This is a genomic window from Azospirillum canadense, from assembly GCF_025961225.1.
Classification (GTDB): domain Bacteria; phylum Pseudomonadota; class Alphaproteobacteria; order Azospirillales; family Azospirillaceae; genus Azospirillum; species Azospirillum canadense.
Window position 1 is genome coordinate 52,501 of the sequence record NZ_JAOQNG010000010.1, and the last position, 22,246, is coordinate 74,746.

General features: G+C 67.7%; 16 protein-coding genes and 2 rRNA genes (1 of these 18 cut by a window edge). 12 read left to right on the forward strand and 6 right to left on the reverse strand.

Annotation, left to right across the window (positions count from 1 at the left end; genetic code table 11):
* Positions 1–940 (forward strand): 23S ribosomal RNA (locus M2351_RS35975); it begins 1,805 nt to the left of the window's first position.
* A gap of 125 nt (positions 941–1,065) precedes the next feature.
* Positions 1,066–1,181, forward strand: a 5S ribosomal RNA gene (gene rrf / locus M2351_RS35980).
* 202 nt (positions 1,182–1,383) lie between these two features.
* On the opposite strand, the gene M2351_RS35985 is transcribed toward rrf, so the two are convergent.
* Positions 1,384–2,232 carry a fumarylacetoacetate hydrolase family protein gene (locus M2351_RS35985; RefSeq protein WP_264660784.1) on the reverse strand — a complete coding sequence of 283 codons (849 nt, stop codon included), beginning with the start codon at positions 2,230–2,232 and terminating at the stop codon, positions 1,384–1,386.
* 146 nt (positions 2,233–2,378) lie between these two features.
* On the opposite strand from M2351_RS35985, the gene M2351_RS35990 reads away from it, so the two are divergent.
* From M2351_RS35990 to M2351_RS36010, 5 genes are all read left to right on the forward strand, one after another.
* The gene (locus M2351_RS35990; protein ID WP_264660785.1) at positions 2,379–2,927 is read left to right on the forward strand and encodes a hypothetical protein; all 549 of its coding nucleotides are present in this window, start codon (positions 2,379–2,381) and stop codon (positions 2,925–2,927) included.
* A gap of 84 nt (positions 2,928–3,011) precedes the next feature.
* Complete coding sequence (locus M2351_RS35995; protein ID WP_264660786.1) at positions 3,012–3,311, forward strand: hypothetical protein; 300 nt, start codon at positions 3,012–3,014, stop codon at positions 3,309–3,311.
* A 79-nt stretch (positions 3,312–3,390) separates the two neighbouring features.
* Positions 3,391–4,554 carry an aminotransferase gene (locus tag M2351_RS36000; protein WP_264660787.1) on the forward strand — a complete coding sequence of 388 codons (1,164 nt, stop codon included), beginning with the start codon at positions 3,391–3,393 and terminating at the stop codon, positions 4,552–4,554.
* Between the two features lie 137 nt (positions 4,555–4,691).
* Complete coding sequence (locus M2351_RS36005; RefSeq protein ID WP_264660788.1) at positions 4,692–6,326, forward strand: sensor histidine kinase; 1,635 nt, start codon at positions 4,692–4,694, stop codon at positions 6,324–6,326.
* Between the two features lie 178 nt (positions 6,327–6,504).
* The gene (locus M2351_RS36010) at positions 6,505–11,397 is read left to right on the forward strand and encodes an alpha-2-macroglobulin family protein (RefSeq protein WP_264660789.1); all 4,893 of its coding nucleotides are present in this window, start codon (positions 6,505–6,507) and stop codon (positions 11,395–11,397) included.
* A gap of 115 nt (positions 11,398–11,512) precedes the next feature.
* Here the strand turns inward: M2351_RS36010 and M2351_RS36015 are convergent, their stop codons facing one another.
* A complete protein-coding gene (locus M2351_RS36015) occupies positions 11,513–11,695 on the reverse strand; it encodes a hypothetical protein (protein WP_209766365.1) in 183 nt (60 codons plus the stop codon).
* 285 nt (positions 11,696–11,980) lie between these two features.
* Between M2351_RS36015 and M2351_RS36020 the strand changes: the two genes are divergently transcribed.
* The 5 genes from M2351_RS36020 (at position 11,981) to M2351_RS36040 (ending at position 18,863) form a co-directional block, all read left to right on the forward strand.
* A complete protein-coding gene (locus M2351_RS36020) occupies positions 11,981–12,478 on the forward strand; it encodes a MerR family transcriptional regulator (RefSeq protein WP_264660790.1) in 498 nt (165 codons plus the stop codon).
* The gene (locus M2351_RS36025) at positions 12,475–13,614 is read left to right on the forward strand and encodes a thiolase family protein (protein WP_264660791.1); all 1,140 of its coding nucleotides are present in this window, start codon (positions 12,475–12,477) and stop codon (positions 13,612–13,614) included. Before M2351_RS36020 ends, M2351_RS36025 begins: the two co-directional genes overlap by 4 nt.
* A 29-nt stretch (positions 13,615–13,643) precedes the next feature.
* Positions 13,644–15,977, forward strand: a complete 2,334-nt coding sequence (locus M2351_RS36030; protein WP_264660792.1) for a 3-hydroxyacyl-CoA dehydrogenase/enoyl-CoA hydratase family protein — start codon at positions 13,644–13,646, stop codon at positions 15,975–15,977.
* An 18-nt stretch (positions 15,978–15,995) separates the two neighbouring features.
* A complete protein-coding gene (locus M2351_RS36035; protein ID WP_264660793.1) occupies positions 15,996–17,786 on the forward strand; it encodes an acyl-CoA dehydrogenase C-terminal domain-containing protein in 1,791 nt (596 codons plus the stop codon).
* Between the two features lie 420 nt (positions 17,787–18,206).
* Positions 18,207–18,863: a response regulator gene (locus M2351_RS36040; protein ID WP_264660794.1), complete on the forward strand. Its 657-nt coding sequence runs from the start codon at positions 18,207–18,209 to the stop codon at positions 18,861–18,863.
* A gap of 93 nt (positions 18,864–18,956) precedes the next feature.
* Here M2351_RS36040 and M2351_RS36045 read toward each other — a convergent pair whose 3' ends face one another.
* The 4 genes from M2351_RS36045 to M2351_RS36060 all read right to left on the reverse strand — a co-directional run bounded on the left by M2351_RS36045 (position 18,957) and on the right by M2351_RS36060 (position 22,111).
* The gene (locus M2351_RS36045; RefSeq protein WP_264660795.1) at positions 18,957–19,391 is read right to left on the reverse strand and encodes a CBS domain-containing protein; all 435 of its coding nucleotides are present in this window, start codon (positions 19,389–19,391) and stop codon (positions 18,957–18,959) included.
* A gap of 161 nt (positions 19,392–19,552) precedes the next feature.
* Positions 19,553–20,248: an OmpW/AlkL family protein gene (locus M2351_RS36050; protein WP_264660796.1), complete on the reverse strand. Its 696-nt coding sequence runs from the start codon at positions 20,246–20,248 to the stop codon at positions 19,553–19,555.
* 161 nt (positions 20,249–20,409) lie between these two features.
* A complete protein-coding gene (locus M2351_RS36055; protein ID WP_264660797.1) occupies positions 20,410–20,901 on the reverse strand; it encodes a hypothetical protein in 492 nt (163 codons plus the stop codon).
* Between the two features lie 13 nt (positions 20,902–20,914).
* The gene (locus tag M2351_RS36060) at positions 20,915–22,111 is read right to left on the reverse strand and encodes an NAD(P)/FAD-dependent oxidoreductase (RefSeq protein ID WP_264660798.1); all 1,197 of its coding nucleotides are present in this window, start codon (positions 22,109–22,111) and stop codon (positions 20,915–20,917) included.
* Positions 22,112–22,246: the final 135 nt, after the last annotated feature.

Genomic DNA, 22,246 nt, shown 5'->3' on the forward strand with positions numbered 1-22,246 from the left:
GGGTAAGTTCCGACCTGCACGAATGGCGTAACGACTTCCCCGCTGTCTCCAACACCAACTCAGCGAAATTGAACTCTCCGTGAAGATGCGGAGTACCCGCGGTCAGACGGAAAGACCCCGTGCACCTTTACTACAGCTTTGCAGTGGTGCTAGGGATCTCATGTGTAGGATAGGTGGGAGGCTAGGAAGCCCGGGCGCCAGCTCGGGTGGAGCCATCCTTGAAATACCACCCTTGAGGTCTCTGGCATCTAACCGCAACCCGTGATCCGGGTTCGGGACCCTGCATGGCGGGTAGTTTGACTGGGGCGGTCGCCTCCCAAAGTGTAACGGAGGCGCGCGATGGTTGGCTCAGAGCGGTCGGAAATCGCTCGACGAGTGCAATGGCATAAGCCAGCCTGACTGCAAGACCGACAAGTCGAGCAGAGACGAAAGTCGGCCATAGTGATCCGGTGGTCCCACGTGGACGGGCCATCGCTCAACGGATAAAAGGTACGCCGGGGATAACAGGCTGATGACTCCCAAGAGTCCATATCGACGGAGTCGTTTGGCACCTCGATGTCGGCTCATCACATCCTGGGGCTGGAGCAGGTCCCAAGGGTTCGGCTGTTCGCCGATTAAAGTGGTACGTGAGCTGGGTTTAGAACGTCGTGAGACAGTTCGGTCCCTATCTGCCGTGGGTGTCGGAGTTTTGCGAGGATCTGTCCCTAGTACGAGAGGACCGGGATGGACATACCTCTGGTGGACCGGTTGTGACGCCAGTCGCATCGCCGGGTGGCTAAGTATGGACGGGATAACCGCTGAAAGCATCTAAGCGGGAAACCCACCTCTAAACCAGAACTCCCTTGAGAGCCGTGACAGACCATCACGTCGATAGGAGGCATGTGGACGGGCGGCAACGCCCGAAGCTGAGCCTTACTAATCGCTCGATCGGCTTGATCCCATCGCCGCCGCGCCACGCGCAGCGGCCAGCCCACACACAAAACACCCAACTCCGCCGCAAGAAGCAAACGTCCTCAACGATCAAACAAGCCCGTCCGGTTGGATGGCTCGCGTGTGCCTTGGTGACCTGGTGGTCATGGCGAGGCTCCCAACACCCGATCCCATTCCGAACTCGGCCGTGAAACGCCTCAGCGCCGATGGTACTGCGTCTCAAGACGTGGGAGAGTAGGTCGCCGCCAGGTCACCACGGCACACGCCAACACCCAGCCGGTTGGACAACGCTCGCACGTCACTTGCACGTCTTCACGAACACACCAAAAGCCGGCGCTCCCCACAAGGAGCGCCGGCTTCTTGACGTTTGCGTTTTAGCTCGGCTGGAGAGCGCCGGCAGTTCGGCCTCCACCCCGGCCCTCCCCCACCTTGCGGCGGGGGAGGGGGGCAGAGTCAACCTTCGTAGGCTTGTACGGTTTGCCGTTGCTCGCCGAGGCCCTCGACTCCGAGCCGCATCGTTTGGCCCGGCTTCAACCACGGCTGGGGGTTTTGGCCCAAAGCGACGCCCTGTGGCGTGCCGGTGGCGATGATGTCGCCGGGGAGAAGGGTCATGAAGCGGCTAATGTAGGAGACGATGTCGGCGACGGTGAAGATCATGTCGCCGGTCGTGCTGTCCTGCCAGCGCTTGCCGTCCACCTCAAGCCAGAGGCGGAGCGCCTGGGGATCCGGGATCTCGTCGCGGGTCGCCATCCAGGGACCGACCGGGCAGAAGGTGTCGGCGCTCTTCCCCTTCACCCACTGGCCGGTGCTCTCGATTTGGAAGGCGCGTTCCGACACGTCATTGACGACGCAGTAGCCGGCGATGTGGTCGAAGACGTCGGCCTTTTCGACATAGCGTGCGGTTTTGCCGATGACGATGCCGAGTTCGACCTCCCAGTCGAGCTTCGTGGAGCCTTTGGGGGCAATCACCGGATCGTTTGGTCCGCAGATCGATGTGGTCGCCTTCATGAACAGCACCGGCTCTGCCGGCTCTGCCATGCCCGACTCGGCGGCGTGGGCGCGGTAATTCAGGCCGACGCAGACGACCTTCGAGACGCCGGCGACGCAGGGGCCGAGGCGCGCGCCCTCCGGCACCGCGGCCAAGCGCTCCGGGTCGAGGGCGCGCAGCCGCGCCAGTCCCTCGTCGGTGAGGGTGGACGGATCGATGTCGGCCACGATCCCCGACAGATCGCGGACGACGCCGTTCCCGTCCAGAAGACCCGGCCGCTCGTGGCCCGCCGGACCGAAACGCAACAGCTTCATGACAGACCTCTTCCCTTCCCAATTTCGTTGGGCCGCGCCTTCGCGGAACGCGTGCGGTTCGGAACGCCCGAAAACCGGCTGTTCCGTCGCGGTTCGGTCTGGTGTACGCTTTTTTCGGGGATGGGGAAACCAGACGGGAGGCGGGCATGCCGGTGTGGCGCCGTTACCTCGTGAAGGAAACGTCCGGACGGCTGGTGGAGTTGCCAAGCCGGATTTACGACCGCGCCGACGACGGCACAGCGCCCATTCGCGACTTCGCCGGACGTTGCGTTGAAATGGTGGCCGCCGTCATGGTCGGAGCGACCGGCTTGGACGCCCAAGTGACGGAAGTCACTTTCACCAAACTGTATTTCGACCAGTCCGGCTTCATCGACGCGGCCAAGCGGGACCGGATGATCCGGTTGATGCTGGAAAGCTGTGCCGACCGGCGGTGTCCGGAGGACGCGAAATCCCCAGCGCGATCGGTGGTCGACGAGGCGGTAGGCGCGTCCGGCAAGAGGGGCTGTGCGACGGACTGCGCGATGCTGGTCCGCCGTGCCGCCGCCGCTCGCCACGAGTTGAAGCGCGACTTCGGCTGGAAGCCGGCGCCGGCGGACATGGACGCCGTGCGTCACGTGCTGGATCTGTGCGCGTTGGGAAACCAAGCCACCAAGGCCATGACAAGGATGGGGCAAGGCGCGCCGACGCTCCATTGAGGAGAGCGGGCGGGGCGCCAGCCCCTGGTTCCTCGGCGATCCGGCCCCATATGGGACCGGGTAGCCGAGGAGAACCGTGCGCTCATGCATCGCCCCGACACCGCCCGCACCCTGTCGCTCGCCCGTTTGCGGCAGCTCGCCCTGATCGGCATGGGGTGGACGATCATCGGGCTCGGAGTGTTGATCGCGCCGCTGTCAGGTCCGGGAGGGCTTCCCGTGATGCTGCTCGGCGGGGCCATTCTCCTGCGCAATTCCGCGGACGCACGCCGGCTGTTCGTGCGCATGAAGCGCCGCTACCCGCGCCTGTTCCATCCCGTCGAGCGCATCCGCCTGCGGCTGCGCCGCCGCCGCCACGAGGCCCGCGCCGGCAGCATGCCCGAGTGACGGGGCTGGACAGCCGTCCGGCGCTGCGTCCATCCTGTCCGCCCCCGGAAAATGGTCCGGCGGTGCACTGGAGGCTGTGGTGAAGTCCGGCAACGCGATTCTGTCGAGCTATGGAACGACGATTTTCGAGGTGATGTCCCGCCTGTCGGAGGAACATGGGGCGATCAACCTCGGCCAGGGCTTTCCCGACGACCGCGGCCCCGCCGACGTCCTGGAGGCGGCGTCCAAGGCGTTGCTGGAGGGATGGAACCAATATCCGTCGATGATGGGCACGCCGGACCTGCGCCAGGCGCTCGCCGCGCATGGCAAGCGCTTCTATGGGTTGGACGTCGATTGGAAGACCGAGGTGATGGTCACCTCCGGCGCGACGGAGGCGCTGACCGCCTGCCTGCTCGGCCTGATCAACCCGGGCGACGAGGTCGTGCTGTTCCAGCCGATGTACGACAGCTATCTGCCGATCGTCCGGCTGGCCGGCGGCGTGCCACGCTTCGTCAGCCTGAAGGCGCCGGACTGGAGCTTCAGCCGGGCGGACCTGGAGGCGGCCTTCTCGCCCAAGACGAAGCTCGTCCTCATCAACGACCCGCTGAACCCCGCCGCGAAGGTCTTCTCCCGCGCGGAGCTGGAGTTGCTGGCGGAGTTCGTGCAGCGGTACGACGCTTTCGCGGTGTGCGACGAGGTGTATGAGCACATCGTATTCGACGGCCGCAGCCACATCCCGCTGATGACCCTGCCGGGGATGCGCGACCGCTGCCTGAAGATCGGCTCGGCCGGCAAGACCTTTTCGCTGACCGGTTGGAAGGTCGGCTACGTCACCGCGGCGGCGCATCTGCTGCAGCCGGTCGCCAAGGCACACCAGTACATCACCTTCACGACGGCGCCCAACCTCCAGGCCGCGGTGGCCTATGGGCTCGGCAAGGAGGACGCCTATTTCGGCGGGCTGGCATCCGGCCTCCAGGCCAAGAGGGACCGGTTGGCCGAGGGATTGCGCTCCGTTGGGTTTGACGTGCTGCCGTCGGCCGGCACGTATTTCGTGGTGGCCGACGTGTCGCCGTTCGGCTTCGACGGCGACGATGAGGCCTTCTGCCGCCACCTGACGGCCACGGCCGGCGTGACGGCCATCCCGGTCAGTGCCTTCTTCGTCCAGGATGCGCCCAAGTCCTTCATCCGGTTCTGCTTTTCCAAGAAGGACGCGATCCTCGACGAGGCGGTCGAGCGGCTGCGCCGGCATTTCGGCCAACGCTGATCGCCTGCGACAATTTGCCGGGGCCACAGTCCCTTTTCGGAAGCATTTTGGGCGTGCTTATGGTTTAGTGTCGATATCATCGCGACACGATCTTGCTCCGCGCGGCGTGGCCGCCTGCGGCGTCGGAGATGAACCAGATGCAGGCACCGGTGTCCTTCCGATGGGGCGTGGTCGTTGCCACCGCGGTTGCCCTGGTGGTCGTGTGGGGCGGCTATGGCCACGTCGCCCGTGCGGTGCTGCACGACCACACGCAGGCGACGGTCGCACAGGCCGAGACCATGGCCCGCGGCTTTGAGAAGAGCACCCACCGCGCCGTTCGCGAGGTAGACATCAGCCTGCGGAACCTAGGCATGGAGGTGGAGGAGGGCGGGGTGGAGCACGCCCGCCGGATCGCCGACCTGGACCTCTACGACCGCAACCTCATCCGCCGCTTCACGGTCTACGACGCCGACGGACGGCCGGTGTTCCGCAGCGACGGCGACGTGGGGAGCCAGTCCCGGTGCGAGTCCGCGGCCTTCGCCCAATTCAAGGGCGGCGCGCCGGACGAACTGCGCATCGGACAGCCTTACGCGGATCCGAACTGTGGACCGGGCATCCCGTTCAGCCGGCGCGTGGCCGGGCCGGACGGCCGGTTCGACGGGCTTGTCGTCGCCAACGTCGACCCGCAGGTGCTGGCCGATTTCTACCGCCAAGCCAACCTTGGGCCGCGGGGATCGGTGACTTTGGTCGGCCTCGACAAGATCATCCGCGCCCGCGGGGCGTGGGGCGAGCGGGATGCGGTGGGACTGGACATCTCCCATTCGCGCCTGTGGGAGGAACTCGACCGGTCCCGGGCCGGCGTCTATTGGCAGGAAACCCGGACCGACGGACTGATCCGCGCCTACGCTTACCGCGCGCTTGAGGGCTATCCGCTGTTGGTCGCGGTGGGCGTGGCCATGGCCGACATCGAGGACGGCGTTGCTGACCTGCGGCGCACGCTGCTGATCATCGCCGTGCTGCTGTCCGCGTCGACCGTGCTGGTGGCCGCCTTTCTCCTGGCCCAGCACCGGACATCGGAGCGGCTGCGCATCGCGCTGAACGTGAATCGCGATTTCCTGGCCCGCATCAGCCACGAACTGCGCACACCGCTCAATGCCATTCTCGGTTTTTCCGAGGTGATCCGGGACCAGCTTCTGGGGACGTCAGCCGGGCCGCGCTACGCCGGCTATGCCAAGGACATCCACGACTCCGGACGGCACCTGCTGTCGCTGATCGACGACATCCTGGACCTCGCCCGGTTGCAAGCCGGAGATCTGCCGCTGGACCGGCGTCCGCTGGACATCGCCGCGACCGTTCAGTGGGCGATCCGCATGATGGCGCCGCAGGCGCAGGCCAAGCACATCCGCCTGGACATGCACGTCGATCCCGCAACACCGGCGGTCACCGCCGACGACCGGGCGATGAAGCAGATGCTGCTGAACCTGTTGAGCAACGCCGTCACCTTCACGCCGGAAGGCGGGCGCATCCTGGTCCGGGCGGCGGGCGCCCGGGGGTGCTGCCGGATCGAGGTGGTGGACAACGGCATCGGCATGACGCCGGAGCAACTGAGCCAGGCGGTGGTGCCGTTCGGACAGCCGACGGCCATGGTGGCACGGCCGGGGCAGGGCAGCGGGCTGGGCCTGTCCATCGTGAAGTCGCTGATGGAGGCGCACGGCGGTCGCCTGCGCATCGACAGCCGCCCTGGGGAGGGCAGCCGCTTCACGCTCGAATTCGGTGCCCGCGCCCTCTGTTGAGGTGCCCTGTGCTGAATTTCGCCCTTTGTTGGATTTTTTGACGGCGTGTTGAGTTTTTCGGGGACGGACTGCAAAGCCATAGCGAAACCGCAATCGCTTGGGCATACTCCGCGCCGATTTTTCTAAAGCGCCGTCCCGGCCGCCCGCGGGCGAGGATGGCCGGTCCAGGGAATCTCGAATGCTGCGTGCTTTGGCGCGTGTTTGTGCCGTTCTGGTCGCCTCGTCCACCCCCGTCTTTGCCGCCGATGCCCCGCCGCCGGAGCCCGCGCCCTTTGGCGTGTCCAGCGCCGAGGTGGTCGCCGAACGCGACGTGCCGCAGGCCTGCTTCACCTTCACCGACCGGCTGGAGAAGTCGCGCGCGGTGAACTACCGCGACTATGTGGAGGTGGTGCCGCTGGGCGAGGGGACAGCCCCGGCTGACGGCGCCCAGCCGCCAGCGCGCGACGTCGTCGCCCGCGACCGCACGCTGTGCGTGGACGGGCTGCAGCACGGGCAGAAGTATCGCATCACCCTGCGCGACGGCCTGCCCGGCAACGACAGCAAGCGCCTGCCGACCGCCGACGTCCGCGATATCGAGGTGCCGAACCGAAAGCCGTCGCTGGCCTTCCGCGGTGCCGGCTACATCCTGCCGCGCATCGGGACGGACGGGCTGCCGCTGCGCTCCATCAACCTGGACCGCGCCAAGCTGCAGGTGTTGCGCATCAACGACCGTTCCCTGGTCGAAAAGATCTATTTCGGCCGCATCAGCCAGCAGCTGTCCGACCATGAGGTGGGCGAGATCCTAGACCGCTCCGGGCAGGAGGTGTGGCGCGGCGAGATGGCGATCAGCAACAGCCGAAACCAAGCCGTGGTGACGCCGTTCCCGATCGACGCCGTGCTGGGCAAGCTGGAGGCTGGCGTCTACATTGCCGTCGCCAGCACCGAGGACATCAAGCCCGGCGGCTGGGACCACAAGGCGACGCAGTGGTTCGTGGTCTCCGACCTCGGCCTCAACACCATCATGGGGGACGACTCGCTGGTCGTCTTCGCCCGCTCGGTCGCCACCGCCGCGCCGGCGGAGGGGGTGGAGCTGCGGCTGCTGGCGCGCAACAACACCGAACTCGGCAAGGCGCAGACCGGGCCGGATGGCCTCGCCCGCTTCGATCTGGCGGCGCTGCGCGCGGCCGGCACGGAGCCGGCGCAGGCGTTGTTTGCCTACCGCGGGGCGGGCGACTTCGGCTTCCTCGACCTCGCCACGCCGACGGTATCGAACAGCACGCCGAACGCCGCCGCGCCCGGCGGGGCGCCAGCCGGCGCTGCGCCGGTCCGCGTCACCCTGCGGCCGGGGCAGCCCGATGCCTTTCTCTACACGGAACGCGGCATCTACCGGCCGGGCGAGACCGTCAACCTGGCGATGCTGCTGCGCGACGCCGACGCCAAGCCGGTGACCGGCCGCCCCGTCACGCTGGTGATCCAGCGCCCCGATGGATTCGAGGTGGAGCGGCGTCCGCTGGCGGAGTCCGGTGGCGGCAGCGCTTCCACCCGCATCGAGCTTCCGCCCAGCGCCTTCACCGGCACCTGGACGGTCACCGCCCATGGCGAGCCGGACCCGGCGGCCGGCGGGAACGGCCAAGGCAATGGCCAGGGTGGTGGGGTTGGGCCGGTGCTCGGCCGCACGGAATTCCTGGTGGAGGACTTCGTTCCGCCGCGCCTCGACGTGACGCTGACGGCGGAGGCGAAGGAACTGCCGGCGGACGGCGCGACGACGCTGACGCTCGACGGCCATTTCCTGTACGGCGCCCCGGCGGCGGGCCTTCCCGGCGAGTTGTCGGTGACGTTGCGCGCGGCTGCCAACCCTTATCCGAACCTGCCCGGCTACCGCTTCGGCCTCGCCCAGGAAGAGGTGAAGCCGCAGCGCGCCGACCGGCCCGGCTTCACCACCAACCGCAACGGCCAAGCCAAGCTGGATCTCAGCCTGCCCAAGGCGCCGGAGAGCACCAAGCCGCTGGAGGCGGTGGTCCGCGCGACCGTTCTGGACATCGGGGGCCGTTCGGTCAGCCGCGACCTCGTCCTGCCGGTGCGGCACCAGCCCTTCGCCATCGGCGTCCGCCCGCGCTTCGAAGGGGAGGGGGTGCCGGAAGGCGCCACCGCCGGATTCGACGTCGTGGCGGTCGGTCCGGACGGGCAGCCCATGGACAAGGAGGACCTGTCCTACGAGCTGTTCGAGGAGGACTACGACTATGTCTGGTTCGAGGCGAACGGGCGCTGGGACTACAAGGTGACGGTGCGCGACCAGCGCGTCACCGGCGGCACGCTGGCCGCGCAGGCGGCCAAGCCGGCCTCGGTGGAGGCGCCGGTCGGCGCCGGGCGCTACCGGCTGGAGGTGTTCGATTCCAAGACCGGCGTCGCCACGAGCCTGCGCTTCGCCGCCGGCTGGTGGATGACCCCGACGGCCGGCGAGCGGCCGGACGAGGTCGACGTGACCGTCATGCTGCCCGCCTACAAGGGCGGCGAGACGGCGTGGGTCTATGTGAAGCCTCCCTACGACAGCCAGGTGATGATCGCGGTCGCCGACCGCCGGATCCGGCAGGCCACCACCCGCCGCATCGGGCCGGAGGGCGCCTTCCTGGAGATCCCGGTCGACCCGAGCTGGACCGGGGGCGTCTATGTCTTGGCGACGGCCTTCGCCACGCCGGAGGCCCAAAACACCACCCAAAACACCGCCGGCAGGGCCGGCCCGCGGCGCGCCGTCGGCCTGTCCTGGCTGGGGGTTGACGCGGGGCAGCGGGCGCTCGACGTGCGTGTCGCGGCCCCGGCGGAGACGGAGCCGCGGCGCCCGGTGACCGCGGAGGTGACGCTGGACGGTGTGCCGGAGGGCGCGCCGGCCTTCGTGACCGTCGCCTCGGTGGACGACGCGGTGCTTCAGCTGACCGACCAGCACACGCCGGACCCGAACGACCATTACCTCGGCAAGCGGCGCCTGGGCGTGGAACTGCGCGACGTGTTCGGGCGGCTGATCGACCCGGCGGTGCTGGACGCCACCCGCACGCGGCCCACCGCCGCACCGCGCCTGCGGCAGGTCGGCGTTACCGTGCCGCAGAAGTCGGAACGGGTGGTCTCGTTGTTCTCCGGCGTCGTGCCGGTGGGGGCGGACAGCAAGGTGTCCGTGCCGCTCGACATTCCCGATTTCCAGGGGCGCCTGCGCCTGATGACGGTCGCCTGGGCCGGCGACAAGCTTGGCCACGACGAGTCGTCGATGCTGGTCCGCGACCCGGTGCTGGCCGATCTGGGCGTGCCGCGTTTCCTAGCCCCCGGCGACAAGGCGGTCGTGCCGGTCACGCTGGACAACATCGGCGGCCCGGCCGGCGACTACCAAGTGAAGCTGATCGCCAGCGGTGCCGTGTCGCTGAGCGATCCGGACGTCGCCGTGAAGAATCTCGGCCGCGGCAAGCGCGCGTCGGCCGGTCGGGTGCTGACCGCGACGGGCGTGGGCGCCGGGCATGTGGCGCTGGACGTCACCGGCCCGGACGGCTTGCGCATCACCCGCCAGTGGGAGGTCGCGGTGCGGCCCTCCACCCCGCTGGTCACCCGCCGCATGGCCATCATGGTGCCGCCGGAAAAGCCGGTGGAACTGCCGACCGACCTGCTCTACGGCATTCGGCGCGAGACGGCCGCGGTGTCGCTGTCCTTCGGTCCCCTGCCGGACATCGACGTGCCGGGGCTGCTGGCCTCGCTGGACCGGGCGGGTGCCAACGGGCTGGAGGCGACGGTCAGCCGCGCACTGCCGCTGCTGTCCATGGGCGACGTCGCGGTCGGGCTCCGCATGGCGTCGGACGAGCGTGTGAAGGCGCGCGTGCAGCGGGCCGTTGACCGCGCGCTGACCTTCCAGCGCCAGGACGGCTCCTTCGCCGCTTGGTCGCCGAAGGGCGACGCTGACTCCTGGCTCACCGCCTACGCGCTGGATTTCCTCAGCCGTGCCAAGGCCGCCGGGTACCGCGTGCCGGAGGTGCCGCACCGCAGGGGGCTGGACGGGCTGAAGGCGACGCTCGACAACGCCTGGGTGGAAGGCGACGAGCTGCCGGGCCGCGCCTACGCGCTGTATGTGCTGGCCCGCGCCAAAATGATCGACGCCGGGGCCGTCCGTTACTTCCAGGAGAACTTCTGGGACAAGCTGCAGACCGACTTCGCCCGCGCCCAGGTGGCCACGGCCATCGCGGCGCTCGGCGACGGCAACCGCGCGGGCGAGGCCTTCGGCCGGCTGAGCGGCGCCCGGGTCGTGTCGGCCAGCCTGCGCGACTACGGCTCGTCGCTCCGCGATGACGCCGGGGTGGTGGCGCTGATGGCGGAAAGCGGCGTTGTGGACCGCGACCGCCTGGCCCAGGCGGCGGAGCGCCTGTCCAAGACCTACGCCGCGCTGCGCACCACCAGCGCGCAGGAGGCGGCCTGGACCCTGCTCGCCACCAAGGCGCTGATCGACCGGGCTCCGCCGGCGAAGATCGCCCAGGGCGATCAGGTGACGGAGGCCGCCAAGCCGCTGTTCCAGCGCATCGATCCGGCCGCCGTCCCGGCGATCCGCAACGCGGGCGGTGAGCTGCTGCGCCAGATCGTCTCGGTCGCCGGCGTCGCCGAACAGGCGCCCGCGGCGGAGGAGCAGGGCATGACCGTCACGCGCGGCCTGTTCGACATGACCGGCCATCCCGTCGATCCGGCGGGCGTGCGACAAAACGAGCGGCTGGTGGTGATCCTGGAGGGCTCCGCCACCGACCCGGTGGACCACCAGACGCTGGTCACCGACCTGCTGCCAGCCGGGTTCGAGATCGAGGCCGTGCGGCTGGCCGGCACCGGCGGGCCGCTCGGTGACCTGTCCTGGCTGGGCGAACTGACGACCCCGCGTGCCGTGGATTACCGCGACGACCGCTTCGTCGCGGCGGTGGACCTGACCAAACAGGCGCCGCGGTTCCGCCTCGTCTATCTGGTGCGCGCGGTGACGCCGGGCGAGTTCACCATTCCCGGCGCGGTGGCGGAGGACATGTACCGTCCCTACCAGACCGGCCGCACGTCCGTGGGCCGGCTGCGCGTGCTGCCGGAGTGAGGCTTTCGATGTGATCTGTTGGGTTTCGCTTCGCTGCACCCAACCTACGACTCAATTGGATGGGCCGTAGGTCGGGTGGAGCGAAGCGAGACCCAACAGATCCCGAAACCGAGTCTTAAATCAGTTTCCGGCGGTCGTCGTCGCGCTGCCGCGTGATCAGCATCATGATCACCACCACGACCGCGAAGAAGGCGGTCAGGGCCACATAGAACAGCAGCGCGAACCCCACGGTCATGGTGCCGACCAGCACCATGGCGAGTATCCAGACCCCCAGCGATACGATGGCGCGTGACGACATCGGCTGTCCCAACCCGTGCTGGTCCGCCCTGGGCCGCAGCGCCTGGACGGCGGTGCCCGGCGGATCTTTGCTTGCGATTCGAAGGTGCCATAGTTTGGTGTCCAAACGATGTGGCATCCTGTCACAGCGCGCGTGCGCCGCACCCCGTTTGAAACAGCCAAGGGTAGAGGCCGTTGCGGTACCCCGCAGTCCGGCTTGACAGCGGTTTGCCTCCACCTTACCTTTACGTAAACGTCAACCAATGACGAACGTGAGCAACGACGAGCACGGGAAGGGTGGGACGGCATGGCGCAACCGGCGCGAAGCATGGGCTGGGACGCCCGCGACACCGTGGGCCATGGCGGGGGCCATGGCGCTGATAGCGCTGACGACGCGCGCAACTACAGCATCGGCGCGCTCGCCGACGAGTTCGGCCTGACCCACCGCACCATCCGCCATTACGAGGACGAAGGGCTTCTGGCCCCGACGCGCGAGGGCACGGCCCGCGTCTACAGCCACCGTGACCGGGCGCGTCTCGCCCTGATCTGCCGCGGCAAGCGGCTGGGCTTCAGCCTCGCCGAGATCAAGGAATTCCTGACCCTCTACGACGCCGACGAGGCGCAACTGGAGCAGATGCGCTTCATGCAGCGCATTGCCCGGCGGCGCATCGACGATCTCGAACGCCAATTGCAGGATGTCCAGCAGACGCTGGCGGAACTGCGCACCATCGACACCCAGATCTCCGATCACTTCCGCCACCGCGGAATCACGGAGACGCAGACCCCGGAGGACCCGCACCCATGAAACCAGTCGTCATCGCCGGCTACGCGCGTTCACCCTTTGCCTTCGCCAACAAGGGCGAACTGGCAAGGGTCCGTCCGGACGACCTGCTGGCCCAGGTCGTCAAGGCGCTGGTCGAGCGCACGGGCGTGAACCCGGCCGACATCGAGGACGTGGTCGTCGGCTGCGCCTTCCCGGAGGGCGAGCAAGGCATGAACATCGCCCGCACCGTCTCCTTCCTGGCCGGCCTGCCGCAGAGCGCCGCCGCGACGACGATCAACCGCTACTGCGGCTCGTCCATGCAGGCGATCCACCAGGCGGCGGGCGCGATCCAGATGGGTGCCGGCGAGGTCTTCGTCTGCGGCGGCATCGAGTCGATGACCCGCGTTCCGATCATGGGCTACAACCCGCTGCCCAACCCGGCCTTGAAGGAGAGCTATCCGGAGGCCTATTGCTCCATGGGCATCACGGCGGAGAACGTCGCCCGCCGCTACGAGATCGCCCGCGCGGAGCAGGAGGCCTTTGCCGCCGCTTCCCACGCCAAGGCCGCCGCCGCGCAGGCCGAAGGTCGTCTCGCCGACGAGATCGTCGCCATTCCGGCGCCCGGCGGTGCCGTGGTTGAGCGCGACGGCTGCATCCGCCCCGGCACGACGGCGGAGGGGCTCGCCGGCCTGAAGCCGGCCTTCATGGCCGACGGCTCGGTCACCGCCGCCACCTCCTCCCCGCTGACCGACGGCGGCGCCGCCGTGCTGGTGACGACGGAGGAGTACGCCAAGGCCAACGGCCTTCCGATCCTCGCCCGCATCCGCTCGGTCGCGGTCGCGGGCTGCGCGCCGGATGTGATGGGCCTCGGCCCGGTTCCCGCCGCGAAGAAGGCCTTGCAGCGCGCCGGCCTGTCGATCGGCGACATCGACATCGTCGAGCTGAACGAGGCCTTCGCGTCCCAGGCCATCGCCTGCATGCGCGACCTGGACATCGACCCGGCCAAGGTGAACCTGGACGGCGGCGCCATCGCGCTCGGCCACCCGCTGGGCGCCACCGGCGCCCGCATCACCGGCAAGGCCGCGGCCCTGTTGAAGCGCGAGGGCAAGCGGTTCGCGCTGGCCACCCAGTGCATCGGCGGCGGCCAGGGCATCGCCACCATCCTGGAAGCGGTCTGACGGCGCGGCCGGGAAGGGAGGCAACGACCATGAACATCAAACGCGCCGCCGTGATCGGTTCCGGCGTCATGGGCAGCGGCATCGCCGCCCATTTCGCGAACGACGGCATCCCGGTCGTCCTGCTGGACATTCCGGCGAAGGAAGGGGACGACCGCAGCGCCATCGCCAAGGGGGCGCTGCAGAAGCTGCTGAAGGCCGACCCCGCGCCCTTCATGCACCCGAAGAACGCCAAGCTGGTCACCCCGGGCAACCTGGAGGACGACCTGCACCTGCTGGCCGACGTGGACTGGATCGTCGAGGCCATCGTGGAGAACCCGGCCGTGAAGGCCGACCTCTACAATCGCATCGACCCGGTGCGCAAGGAAGGCTCCGTGGTGTCGTCCAACACCTCCACCATTCCGCTGGGCGTGCTGGTGGAGGGCCAGTCGGAAGCGTTCCAGCGCGACTTCATGATCACCCACTTCTTCAACCCGCCGCGTTACATGCGCCTGCTGGAGATCGTGGGCGGCGATAAGACGCGTGCCGACGCGCTGGCCGCCGTGGCCGATGTCTGCGACCGGCAGCTGGGCAAGGGCGTGGTTCGTTGCAAGGACACGCCGGGCTTCATCGCCAACCGCATCGGCGTCTATTGGATCCAGACGGCCATCAACGCTGCCGTGGAGCTGGGCCTCACGGTGGAGGAGGCGGACGCCGTCGTCGGCCGTCCCATGGGCATTCCGAAGACGGGCGTGTTCGGCCTCGTGGACCTCGTCGGGCTCGACCTGATGCCGCATATCGCGAAGAGCCTGCTGGGGACCCTGCCGGAAAACGACGCCTACCGGAGCGCGTTCCGGGAGCACCCGGTGATCACGCGGATGATCGCGGAGGGCTACACCGGCCGCAAGGGCAAGGGCGGCTTCTACCGCCTGAACCGGGCGGGTGGCGGCAAGGTCAAGGAAGCCATCGACTTGGCGACCGGCGAATACCGCCGCTCCGACAAGCCGAAGCTGGAGAGTGTCACGGCCGCCGGCCGCGACCTGAAGGCGCTTGCCGAGTTCCCGGACAGGACCGGGCAATACGCCCGCAGGGTTCTGGCCCACACGCTGGCCTACGCCGCCTCGCTGGTGCCGGAGATCGCCGACAGCATCGTCGCGGTCGACGAGGGCATGAAGCTCGGTTACGCCTGGAAGCAGGGGCCGTTCGAGTTGATCGACCGGCTGGGCACGGACTGGTTCGCGGAACTCTGCCGCAGCGAGGGCATTCCGGTCCCGCCGCTGGTCGAACAGGCCGCGGGGCGGCCCTTCTACCGGGTGGAGGATGGCAAGCTCCAGCACCTGACCACGGCAGGCGTCTACGACACAGTGGTGCGGCCCGACGGCGTGCTGCTTCTGGCCGACGTCAAGCGGGCGTCGAAGCCGGTGTGGAAGAACGGCTCGGCCAGCCTGTGGGACATCGGCGACGGCGTGCTGTGCGTCGAATTTACCAGCAAGATGAACGCGCTGGACGGCGACATCATGGCCGCCTACGGCAAGGCCATTGGGCTGATCGGCGACGGCAAGGGGGCGTGGAAGGCCCTAGTCATCCACAACGAGGCCGACAACTTCTCCGTCGGCGCCAACCTTGGTCTGGCCCTTTTCGTGCTGAACATCGGCCTGTGGCCGCAGATCGAGGAGATGGTGGAGGCCGGTCAGCGCACCTACCGCGCGCTGAAATACGCGCCCTTCCCGGTGGTGGCGGCCCCCAGCGGGCTGGCGTTGGGCGGCGGTTGCGAGATCCTGCTGCATTCGGACCATGTCCAGGCCCACGCCGAAACCTACATGGGCCTCGTCGAGGTCGGCGTTGGGCTGATCCCAGCCTGGGGCGGCTGCACGGAGATGCTGGCCCGCGCCGCGGCCAACCCCAGGGCGCCAAAGGGCCCCATGCCCCCGATCGCAACGGCTTTCGAGACGATCAGCCTCGCTAAGGTCGCCAAGTCGGCGGCGGAGGCCAAGGACCTGATGTACCTGCGACCGACCGACGGCATCACCATGAACCGCGACCGGTTGCTGGCGGACGCCAAGGCAAAGGCGCTGGAGCTGGCGGCCAACTACAGCCCGCCGGAGAAGGCGACCTACACGCTTCCCGGCCCGACCGGCACGGCCGCGCTGGAGCTGTTTCTGGAGGGCTTCGCCCTGCAGGGTAAGGCCACGCCGCACGACATGGTCGTCTGCGGCAAGCTGGCCGGCGTGCTGACCGGCGGGCCCAAAGCCGACGTCACCCAGCCGGTGACCGAAGATCAGATGCTCGGTCTTGAGCGCAAGGCCTTCATGGAACTGGTGCGCACCGACGGCACCATCGACCGGATCGAGCACATGCTCACCACCGGCAAGCCGCTGCGGAACTGATCGGGGAGGACGCGAAAAATGCCGATTTACAAGGCTCCGCTGGAGGATGTGCGCTTCGTCCTCGACGAAATCGTCGGCGCGGGAAAACTGGCCGAACTGCCGGGCTACGAGGACGCGACGCCGGACCTGATCGCCCAGGTGCTGGAGGAAGGCGCCAAGCTGTGCGAGGAGGTGCTGTTCCCGCTGAACCAGTCCGGCGACGCGGAAGGCTGTACGTTCGAGAACGGCGTGGTCCGTACGCCCAAGGGCTTCAAGGAGGCATACAACACGTACATCGAGGCGGGATGGCAGGGCCTGTCCTGCGACCCGGCCTACGGCGGGCAGGGCCTGCCGAAGCTGGTCAACACGATGCTGGAGGAGTTCATCTGCTCTGCCAACCTCAGCTTCGGCATGTATCCGGGCCTGTCGCTGGGCGCCTACAACGCGCTGCACACCTATGGGTCGGACCCACTGAAGCAGCGCTTCCTCGGCCGGCTGGTGGACGGCACTTGGGCCGGCACCATGTGCCTGACGGAGCCGCATTGCGGCACCGACCTCGGCATGATCCGGACCAAGGCGGTCCCGCGCGAGGACGGCAGTTACGCCATCACCGGCACGAAGATCTTCATCTCCGCCGGCGAGCATGACCTGACCGAGAACATCCTGCACCTCGTGCTGGCGCGCCTGCCCGACGCTCCGGCCGGGACGCGCGGGATCAGCCTGTTCCTGGTGCCGAAGTTCCTGCCCAACGAGGATGGCACAGTGGGGCCGCGCAACGGCGTCGCCTGCGGCTCCATCGAGCACAAGATGGGCATCAAGGCGTCCTCGACCTGCGTCATGAACTTCGAAGAGGCCACCGGCTGGCTGGTCGGGGAGCCCCACAAGGGCATGCGCGCCATGTTCGTGATGATGAACGCGGCCCGCCTCGCCGTCGGCATCCAGGGCTTGGGGGTGGCTGAGGTCAGCTACCAGAACGCGGTCGCCTACGCGAAGGAGCGTCTCCAGGGCCGGTCGCTGAAGGGCGCGCAGCATCCGGACAAGCCGGCCGACCCGATCATCGTCCACCCGGATGTGCGGCGGAACCTGCTGACCGCCCGCGCCTTCACGGAGGGCGCCCGCGCGCTGGGGGCGCTGGTCGGCTACCAACTCGACGTCGCCGAGCGCCACGCGGACGAACGGACGCGGAAGGAGGCGGACGAGTTCGTCCAGTTGATGACGCCGATCGTCAAGGCGCTGTTCACCGACATCGGTTTCGACGCGGCGAACATCGCGGTCCAGGTGCATGGCGGCCACGGCTTCATCTGGGAAACCGGGGTGGAGCAGTATGTCCGCGACGCGCGCATCTGCCAGATCTATGAAGGCACCAATGGCATCCAAGCGCTCGACCTCGTCGGCCGCAAGATGCCGCAGGACATGGGCCGCCTGTTGCGCCGCTTCTTCCACCCGGTCGCCGCGGACATTGAGGCGGACATGGAGACGGAGGAACTGGCGGAGTTCGTCCTGCCGCTCGCCAAGGCCTTCGCCAAGCTGCAGCAGGCGACGGCGGTGATCGCTCAGAAGGGTCTGAAGGATCCGGAGGAGGCCGGGGCGGCCGCCAGCGACTACCTGCGCTTGTTCGGTTTCGTGGCGCTCGGCTGGATGTGGCTGCGGATGGTCAAGGCGGCCCGAATGCGGCTGGCGGCTGGGGAGGGCAACGCGACCTTCCTGGAGGCCAAGGTCAAGACCGCCCGCTTCTACATGGCCAAACTGCTTCCGCAGACCAACGCCCTGTTCATCACCATCATGGCCGGGGCCAAGCCGGTGATGGAGCTTGACGAGCCCGCGTTTTAAAACGTTTCCAGACGAGGTTTTTGCTGCTGGGCCGGGACTGGTATGAAAGCGCCAGTCCTGGTCCTTTTTCATAAAGAAGAGCGCATAAGGGGAATGCGGGCTTGTCTCATGCGACCTCTTCCTTAAGATGCCTTTTTGCTGTGCGGGTGGTTCCCACCGGCCGTCGAAGGCTATATGATGCCCGCTCCATATCCCTTGCCGTCGTGGGGCCTTCTATGCCGGTGTATGCCTATGAGTGTGACAAAGGTTAAATTCAGGTTGTCCGCGCACGCCGAAATGTGGTACATCTGAATAGACATTACACTAGGTATGGCCTTTATATATCTTTTGGATTTGGGTCATATGATGGTCGAAATGGCCCGAATTTTTTCCGAAACCGTGTGACAGAACATTGAAGCACTGCGTACGGGAGCATCGCTCATGAAGATCCTGATCGGAGACGACCATGTGCTTTTCCGGGAGGGATTGCGCAGGCTGCTGGAGCAGCTGAAGGAAGGCGCTTCTTTCCAGGAAGCCAGCAACTTCGATGAGCTGCTGGAGAAGGCTGGCGCAGGAGAGGCCTACGACCTCGTCCTGACCGATTTGCGCATGCCGGGTTGGCCGGGCTTCTCCGGCATCCAGATGCTGCGCGAACGCCAACCGGACGCCAAGGTCGTGGTGGTTTCGGCGTCGGAAGCGCATCACGATGTGCGCGACGCGCTGGAACACGGCGCCTCCGGCTACATCCCCAAGTCGTCCAGCGTGAAGATCATGCTGAGCGCCCTGGACTTGATTTTCTCCGGTGGCGTCTATGTGCCGCCCACCGTGCTGCGCGAAGGCAGCGAGGCGGAGACGCGGATCGGTTCGGGGGCCGGCGCCATGCCGCCGACCGACCCGCAGTTGGAGCAGCTGCTGACCCAGCGCCAGCGCGAGGTGCTGGACCGTCTGCGCGAAGGCAAGTCCAACAAGCAGATCGCCCATGAGCTTGGGCTGTCGGAAGGGACCGTGAAGATCCATATGACGGCGATCTTCAAGTCGCTGGGCGTGCGCAATCGCACCCAGGCGGCGATGGCCTTCCCGCAATCCCATTCGGCCTGACCGGCCGAACGACAAAGCGCTCGACATGCGAAGCGCCCGCGGACGATTCCGCGGGCGCTTCGCGTTTGAGGGGATTTCGCCCGCGCGGCTGGCTCAGCCCATGCCGGCGACATAGCCCCGCAGCGATTCGACCTCCAACTCCGCGTCGTCGAGGCGGGCTTTGACCACGTCGCCGATGCTGACGACGCCGACGAGCTGGTCGTTCTCCACGATCGGCAGATGGCGGATGCGGCGCTCCGTCATGACGACCATGATTTGGGACACGGTGTCGCTCGGCCGGCCGGTCACCAGGTCGCGCGTCATCAGGTCGGCGGCCGGCCGTTCCAGGGCCTGGGCGCCATCCGCCGCCACGGCGCGAACGATGTCGCGTTCCGACAGGATGCCGACGGGCGTTCCGTCGTCCCCCATGATCAGGACGGCACCGATCCGGTGCTGGGCGAGCGTGCGGGCGACGGCGGCGACCGGGTCGTCAGGACGCGCCGCGATGATGGCGCTGCCCTTCCGCTTCAGTACGGCGGCGATGTGCATGTTGGTCCTTCCTCCCTTGCGGATGTCGCATAGCTGATGCTCCCGCAGCATTGGCCGTGGTGGAAGGCTCGAAAAAGAACAGGCCGGGCACTCCCAACGGAGTACCCGGCCTGTTTCCGATAGCCGCGATGCGCGCCCGAGCGCGCGCCCCGGCCCGCAGATTAGAAGCGGTAGCCGACGCCGACGCCGACCAGCCACGGATCGAGGTGGACCTTCGACTTCACGACCGGGCCCAGGTTGGTCTGGGCGGTTACGTCGGTCTTCAGGAAGATCTTCTTGACGTCGAAGTTCAGCGACCACGGGCCGGAGATGGCCACGTCCACACCGGCCTGCAGGGCGAAGCCGAAGCGGTTCTCATAGTCGGTGTTCGTGATGGCGAGGCCGATGCCGTTCGGGGTCTTGGCCGCGTCCTCACGGTAGAACAGGGTGTAGTTGATGCCGGCGCCGATGTAGGGGCTGACGCGCTCCTTCGTGAAGAAGTGGTACTGCGCGGTCAGGGTCGGCGGCAGCAGCGACACCTTGCCGATGTCGACCGAGTTGCCGAGGCCGTTCAGCGAACCGGAAACCTTGTGGCGGCTGGTGCCGGCGATCAGTTCCAGCGCGATGTTATCGGTGACGAAGTAGGAGAAGTCGAGTTCCGGAATGTAGTCGTTGCCGACGTTCGCCTCACCGATGTCGGTGGCGCCGTTCAGCTTCAGCTTGCCGTCTTCCTGCGGCAGCACGGCCAGGCCACGCGCGCGGATCACGATGTCGCCCGCGGACTTGCCCTTGAAATCCTGGGCCAGCGACGGAGAGGAAACGGCGGCAAGAGCCGTGGTCGCCAGCAGGGCGGCGGCGGCGCGCTTCAGGAAAGTCATGGGATCTCGCTCCAGGGCAGTATTGTGCTGATGTTCGTTTTTTGGCTTATGCCTGGAGATGTATTACCAGAGTTTTTGTAGGGTTGCTACACAAGTGCAACCAATCCGTCGTGTTGCGGCGGCTTTGCAACAGCGGCGAGATGTCGCATGGACAAATTCTCCTACTGAGGAGGTCGGTTACCCGGCGGCACCGTAGCCCGCGGGATCTGCGCCAGGCAGTTCTGCACGATGGCGTAGCACTGGCCGAGCCGGGACGACCCATAGGACGCCCCGCCATAGACGATCCGTTCCACCACCCCGTTGCGCAGGGTGAAGGTCGCTTCGCAATCCACGCTGTAGACGTCGGCGGCGTAGTAGCCGGGCCAACCGCCCCAGCCGTAGCCGTAGGGCGCGCCCCAATAGCCGCCGTAGCCGCCCCAAGCCGGGTAGGAGACGAGCTTGCTGCTGTTGTAGGTGAAGAATTCCCGGTCGCCGGCAGCAGCTTGCCGGTTGGGCACGCCGGCGCAGGACAGGAGCGTCTGCTTCGGCAGGCCGATCAGGGCATCCTGGGCGAACATGGCGTTGTCCGCCGCTGGGTTGGCGCAGGCCGCGACCGCACAGAGGCCCGTGAACGTCAACAACCGGATCGCAACGCCGCCTGTCCTGCCCATCATGGTCGCTCCCTCTTCAGGCGCCCCGCAGGCGGGAGGGCGCCAAATCCCCCGCGCGCACGCCCAGCGCCGCGACCTCCGCCGGCAGGGAACCGCCCGTCGCCAGCGCGGCGGCGGCGTGGCCCATGGCCGGCGCGGTCTGGATCCCGTAGCCGCCCTGGCCGGCCAGCCAGAAGAAACCGTCCGCGTTACCGTCGAAGCCGGCCACCGGCACCTTGTCGGCGACGAAGCTGCGCAGCCCCGCCCACTTGTGCGCGATTCTCCGAACGCTGAAGCGGGCCGCCTGTTCCAGCCGGTCGATGGCGATGGCGACGTCCAACTCCTCCGGTTGAATGTCGCAGGGTTCCACTGGGGTTTCGTCGGCCGGGGAGAGCAGAAGGCGCCCGGCATCGGGCTTCAAGTAAAACTGTTCGTCTACGTCGATGACCATGGGCCAACCATCCAGCCCGGCGGCGTCGGCCGGGTCGGCGAAGACCGGATCGAAGGTGAGCGCGGTGCGCCGCTTCGGCACCAGCCCAAGCGGCCGGACCCCCGCCAGTTCGGCCACCACGTCGGCCCAGGCGCCCGCGGCGTTGACCAGCACGGGGGCGGCGAAGGTCCCAGCGGGAGTCTCCGCGACCCACAGCCCGTCGCGGCGCGTCAGCGCCTGGACGCTCGCGTCGGTGACCAGCCGGCCGCCGCGCGCCCTCAGCCCGCGCAGGTAGCCGGTGTGGATGGCGTGGACGTCCATGTCCATGGCCTCCGGCTCCCACACCGCTCCGGCGACATAGTCGGTGCGGAGGAAGGGCGCGCGGGCCAGGGCTTGGGCGGCGTCCAGCCGTTCCACGCTGGGGGTGAGGCGCCGGCCCTCGGTGAAGTCCCGGTCCAGCGCGGCGGTCTGGTCGGTGCGGCCGATCAGCAGCACGCCGCGCGGGGTCAGCAGCGGGTGCTCGGAAAAGCCGCCGGGCGGGCTGGTGTAGAAGTCCCAGCTCGCCACCGTCAGGGCGCGGACGGTGGGGTGCCCATAGGTCTGGGTGTAGAGCGCCGCCGACCGTCCGGTGGAGTGGTAACCGGGCTGGCTCTCCCGCTCCAGCACGGTAACGCTGCCGTGCGCGGCCAGTTCGTAAGCCGCCGAGGCCCCGGCCATGCCGCCGCCGATGATCAGAAAGTCCGCGCGCTCCACTGCGTTCTCCTTGCCGGTCTGTAGGCCGGAATGGTTGGTTCCACGGTTCATCGTAAGCGCCGGGGGCGGGTAATGAAACGCCGTGAAGCACTGTGAGACATGAAATTCGGTGATGTCGCACGGCGGGGCCTTTGGGGTCGGTCTTTGGGAGAAAAATCCTACTTCGAAGGAGCTATGAAAGCAATG

What these genes read in the sequence shown, in the direction of transcription:
- M2351_RS36045 (WP_264660795.1), bottom strand. Translation starts at nt 19,391, where the DNA reads ATGCACATCGCCGCCGTACTGAAGCGGAAGGGCAGCGCCATCATCGCG.
- M2351_RS36015 (WP_209766365.1), bottom strand. Translation starts at nt 11,695, where the DNA reads ATGTCGTCACGCGCCATCGTATCGCTGGGGGTCTGGATACTCGCCATG.
- M2351_RS36035 (WP_264660793.1), top strand. Translation starts at nt 15,996, where the DNA reads ATGCCGATTTACAAGGCTCCGCTGGAGGATGTGCGCTTCGTCCTCGAC.
- M2351_RS36060 (WP_264660798.1), bottom strand. Translation starts at nt 22,111, where the DNA reads ATGAACCGTGGAACCAACCATTCCGGCCTACAGACCGGCAAGGAGAAC.
- M2351_RS36025 (WP_264660791.1), top strand. Translation starts at nt 12,475, where the DNA reads ATGAAACCAGTCGTCATCGCCGGCTACGCGCGTTCACCCTTTGCCTTC.
- M2351_RS36030 (WP_264660792.1), top strand. Translation starts at nt 13,644, where the DNA reads ATGAACATCAAACGCGCCGCCGTGATCGGTTCCGGCGTCATGGGCAGC.
- M2351_RS35985 (WP_264660784.1), bottom strand. Translation starts at nt 2,232, where the DNA reads ATGAAGCTGTTGCGTTTCGGTCCGGCGGGCCACGAGCGGCCGGGTCTT.
- M2351_RS35995 (WP_264660786.1), top strand. Translation starts at nt 3,012, where the DNA reads ATGCATCGCCCCGACACCGCCCGCACCCTGTCGCTCGCCCGTTTGCGG.
- M2351_RS36050 (WP_264660796.1), bottom strand. Translation starts at nt 20,248, where the DNA reads ATGACTTTCCTGAAGCGCGCCGCCGCCGCCCTGCTGGCGACCACGGCT.
- M2351_RS35990 (WP_264660785.1), top strand. Translation starts at nt 2,379, where the DNA reads ATGCCGGTGTGGCGCCGTTACCTCGTGAAGGAAACGTCCGGACGGCTG.
- M2351_RS36055 (WP_264660797.1), bottom strand. Translation starts at nt 20,901, where the DNA reads ATGATGGGCAGGACAGGCGGCGTTGCGATCCGGTTGTTGACGTTCACG.
- M2351_RS36010 (WP_264660789.1), top strand. Translation starts at nt 6,505, where the DNA reads ATGCTGCGTGCTTTGGCGCGTGTTTGTGCCGTTCTGGTCGCCTCGTCC.
- M2351_RS36020 (WP_264660790.1), top strand. Translation starts at nt 11,981, where the DNA reads ATGGCGCAACCGGCGCGAAGCATGGGCTGGGACGCCCGCGACACCGTG.
- M2351_RS36005 (WP_264660788.1), top strand. Translation starts at nt 4,692, where the DNA reads ATGCAGGCACCGGTGTCCTTCCGATGGGGCGTGGTCGTTGCCACCGCG.
- M2351_RS36040 (WP_264660794.1), top strand. Translation starts at nt 18,207, where the DNA reads ATGAAGATCCTGATCGGAGACGACCATGTGCTTTTCCGGGAGGGATTG.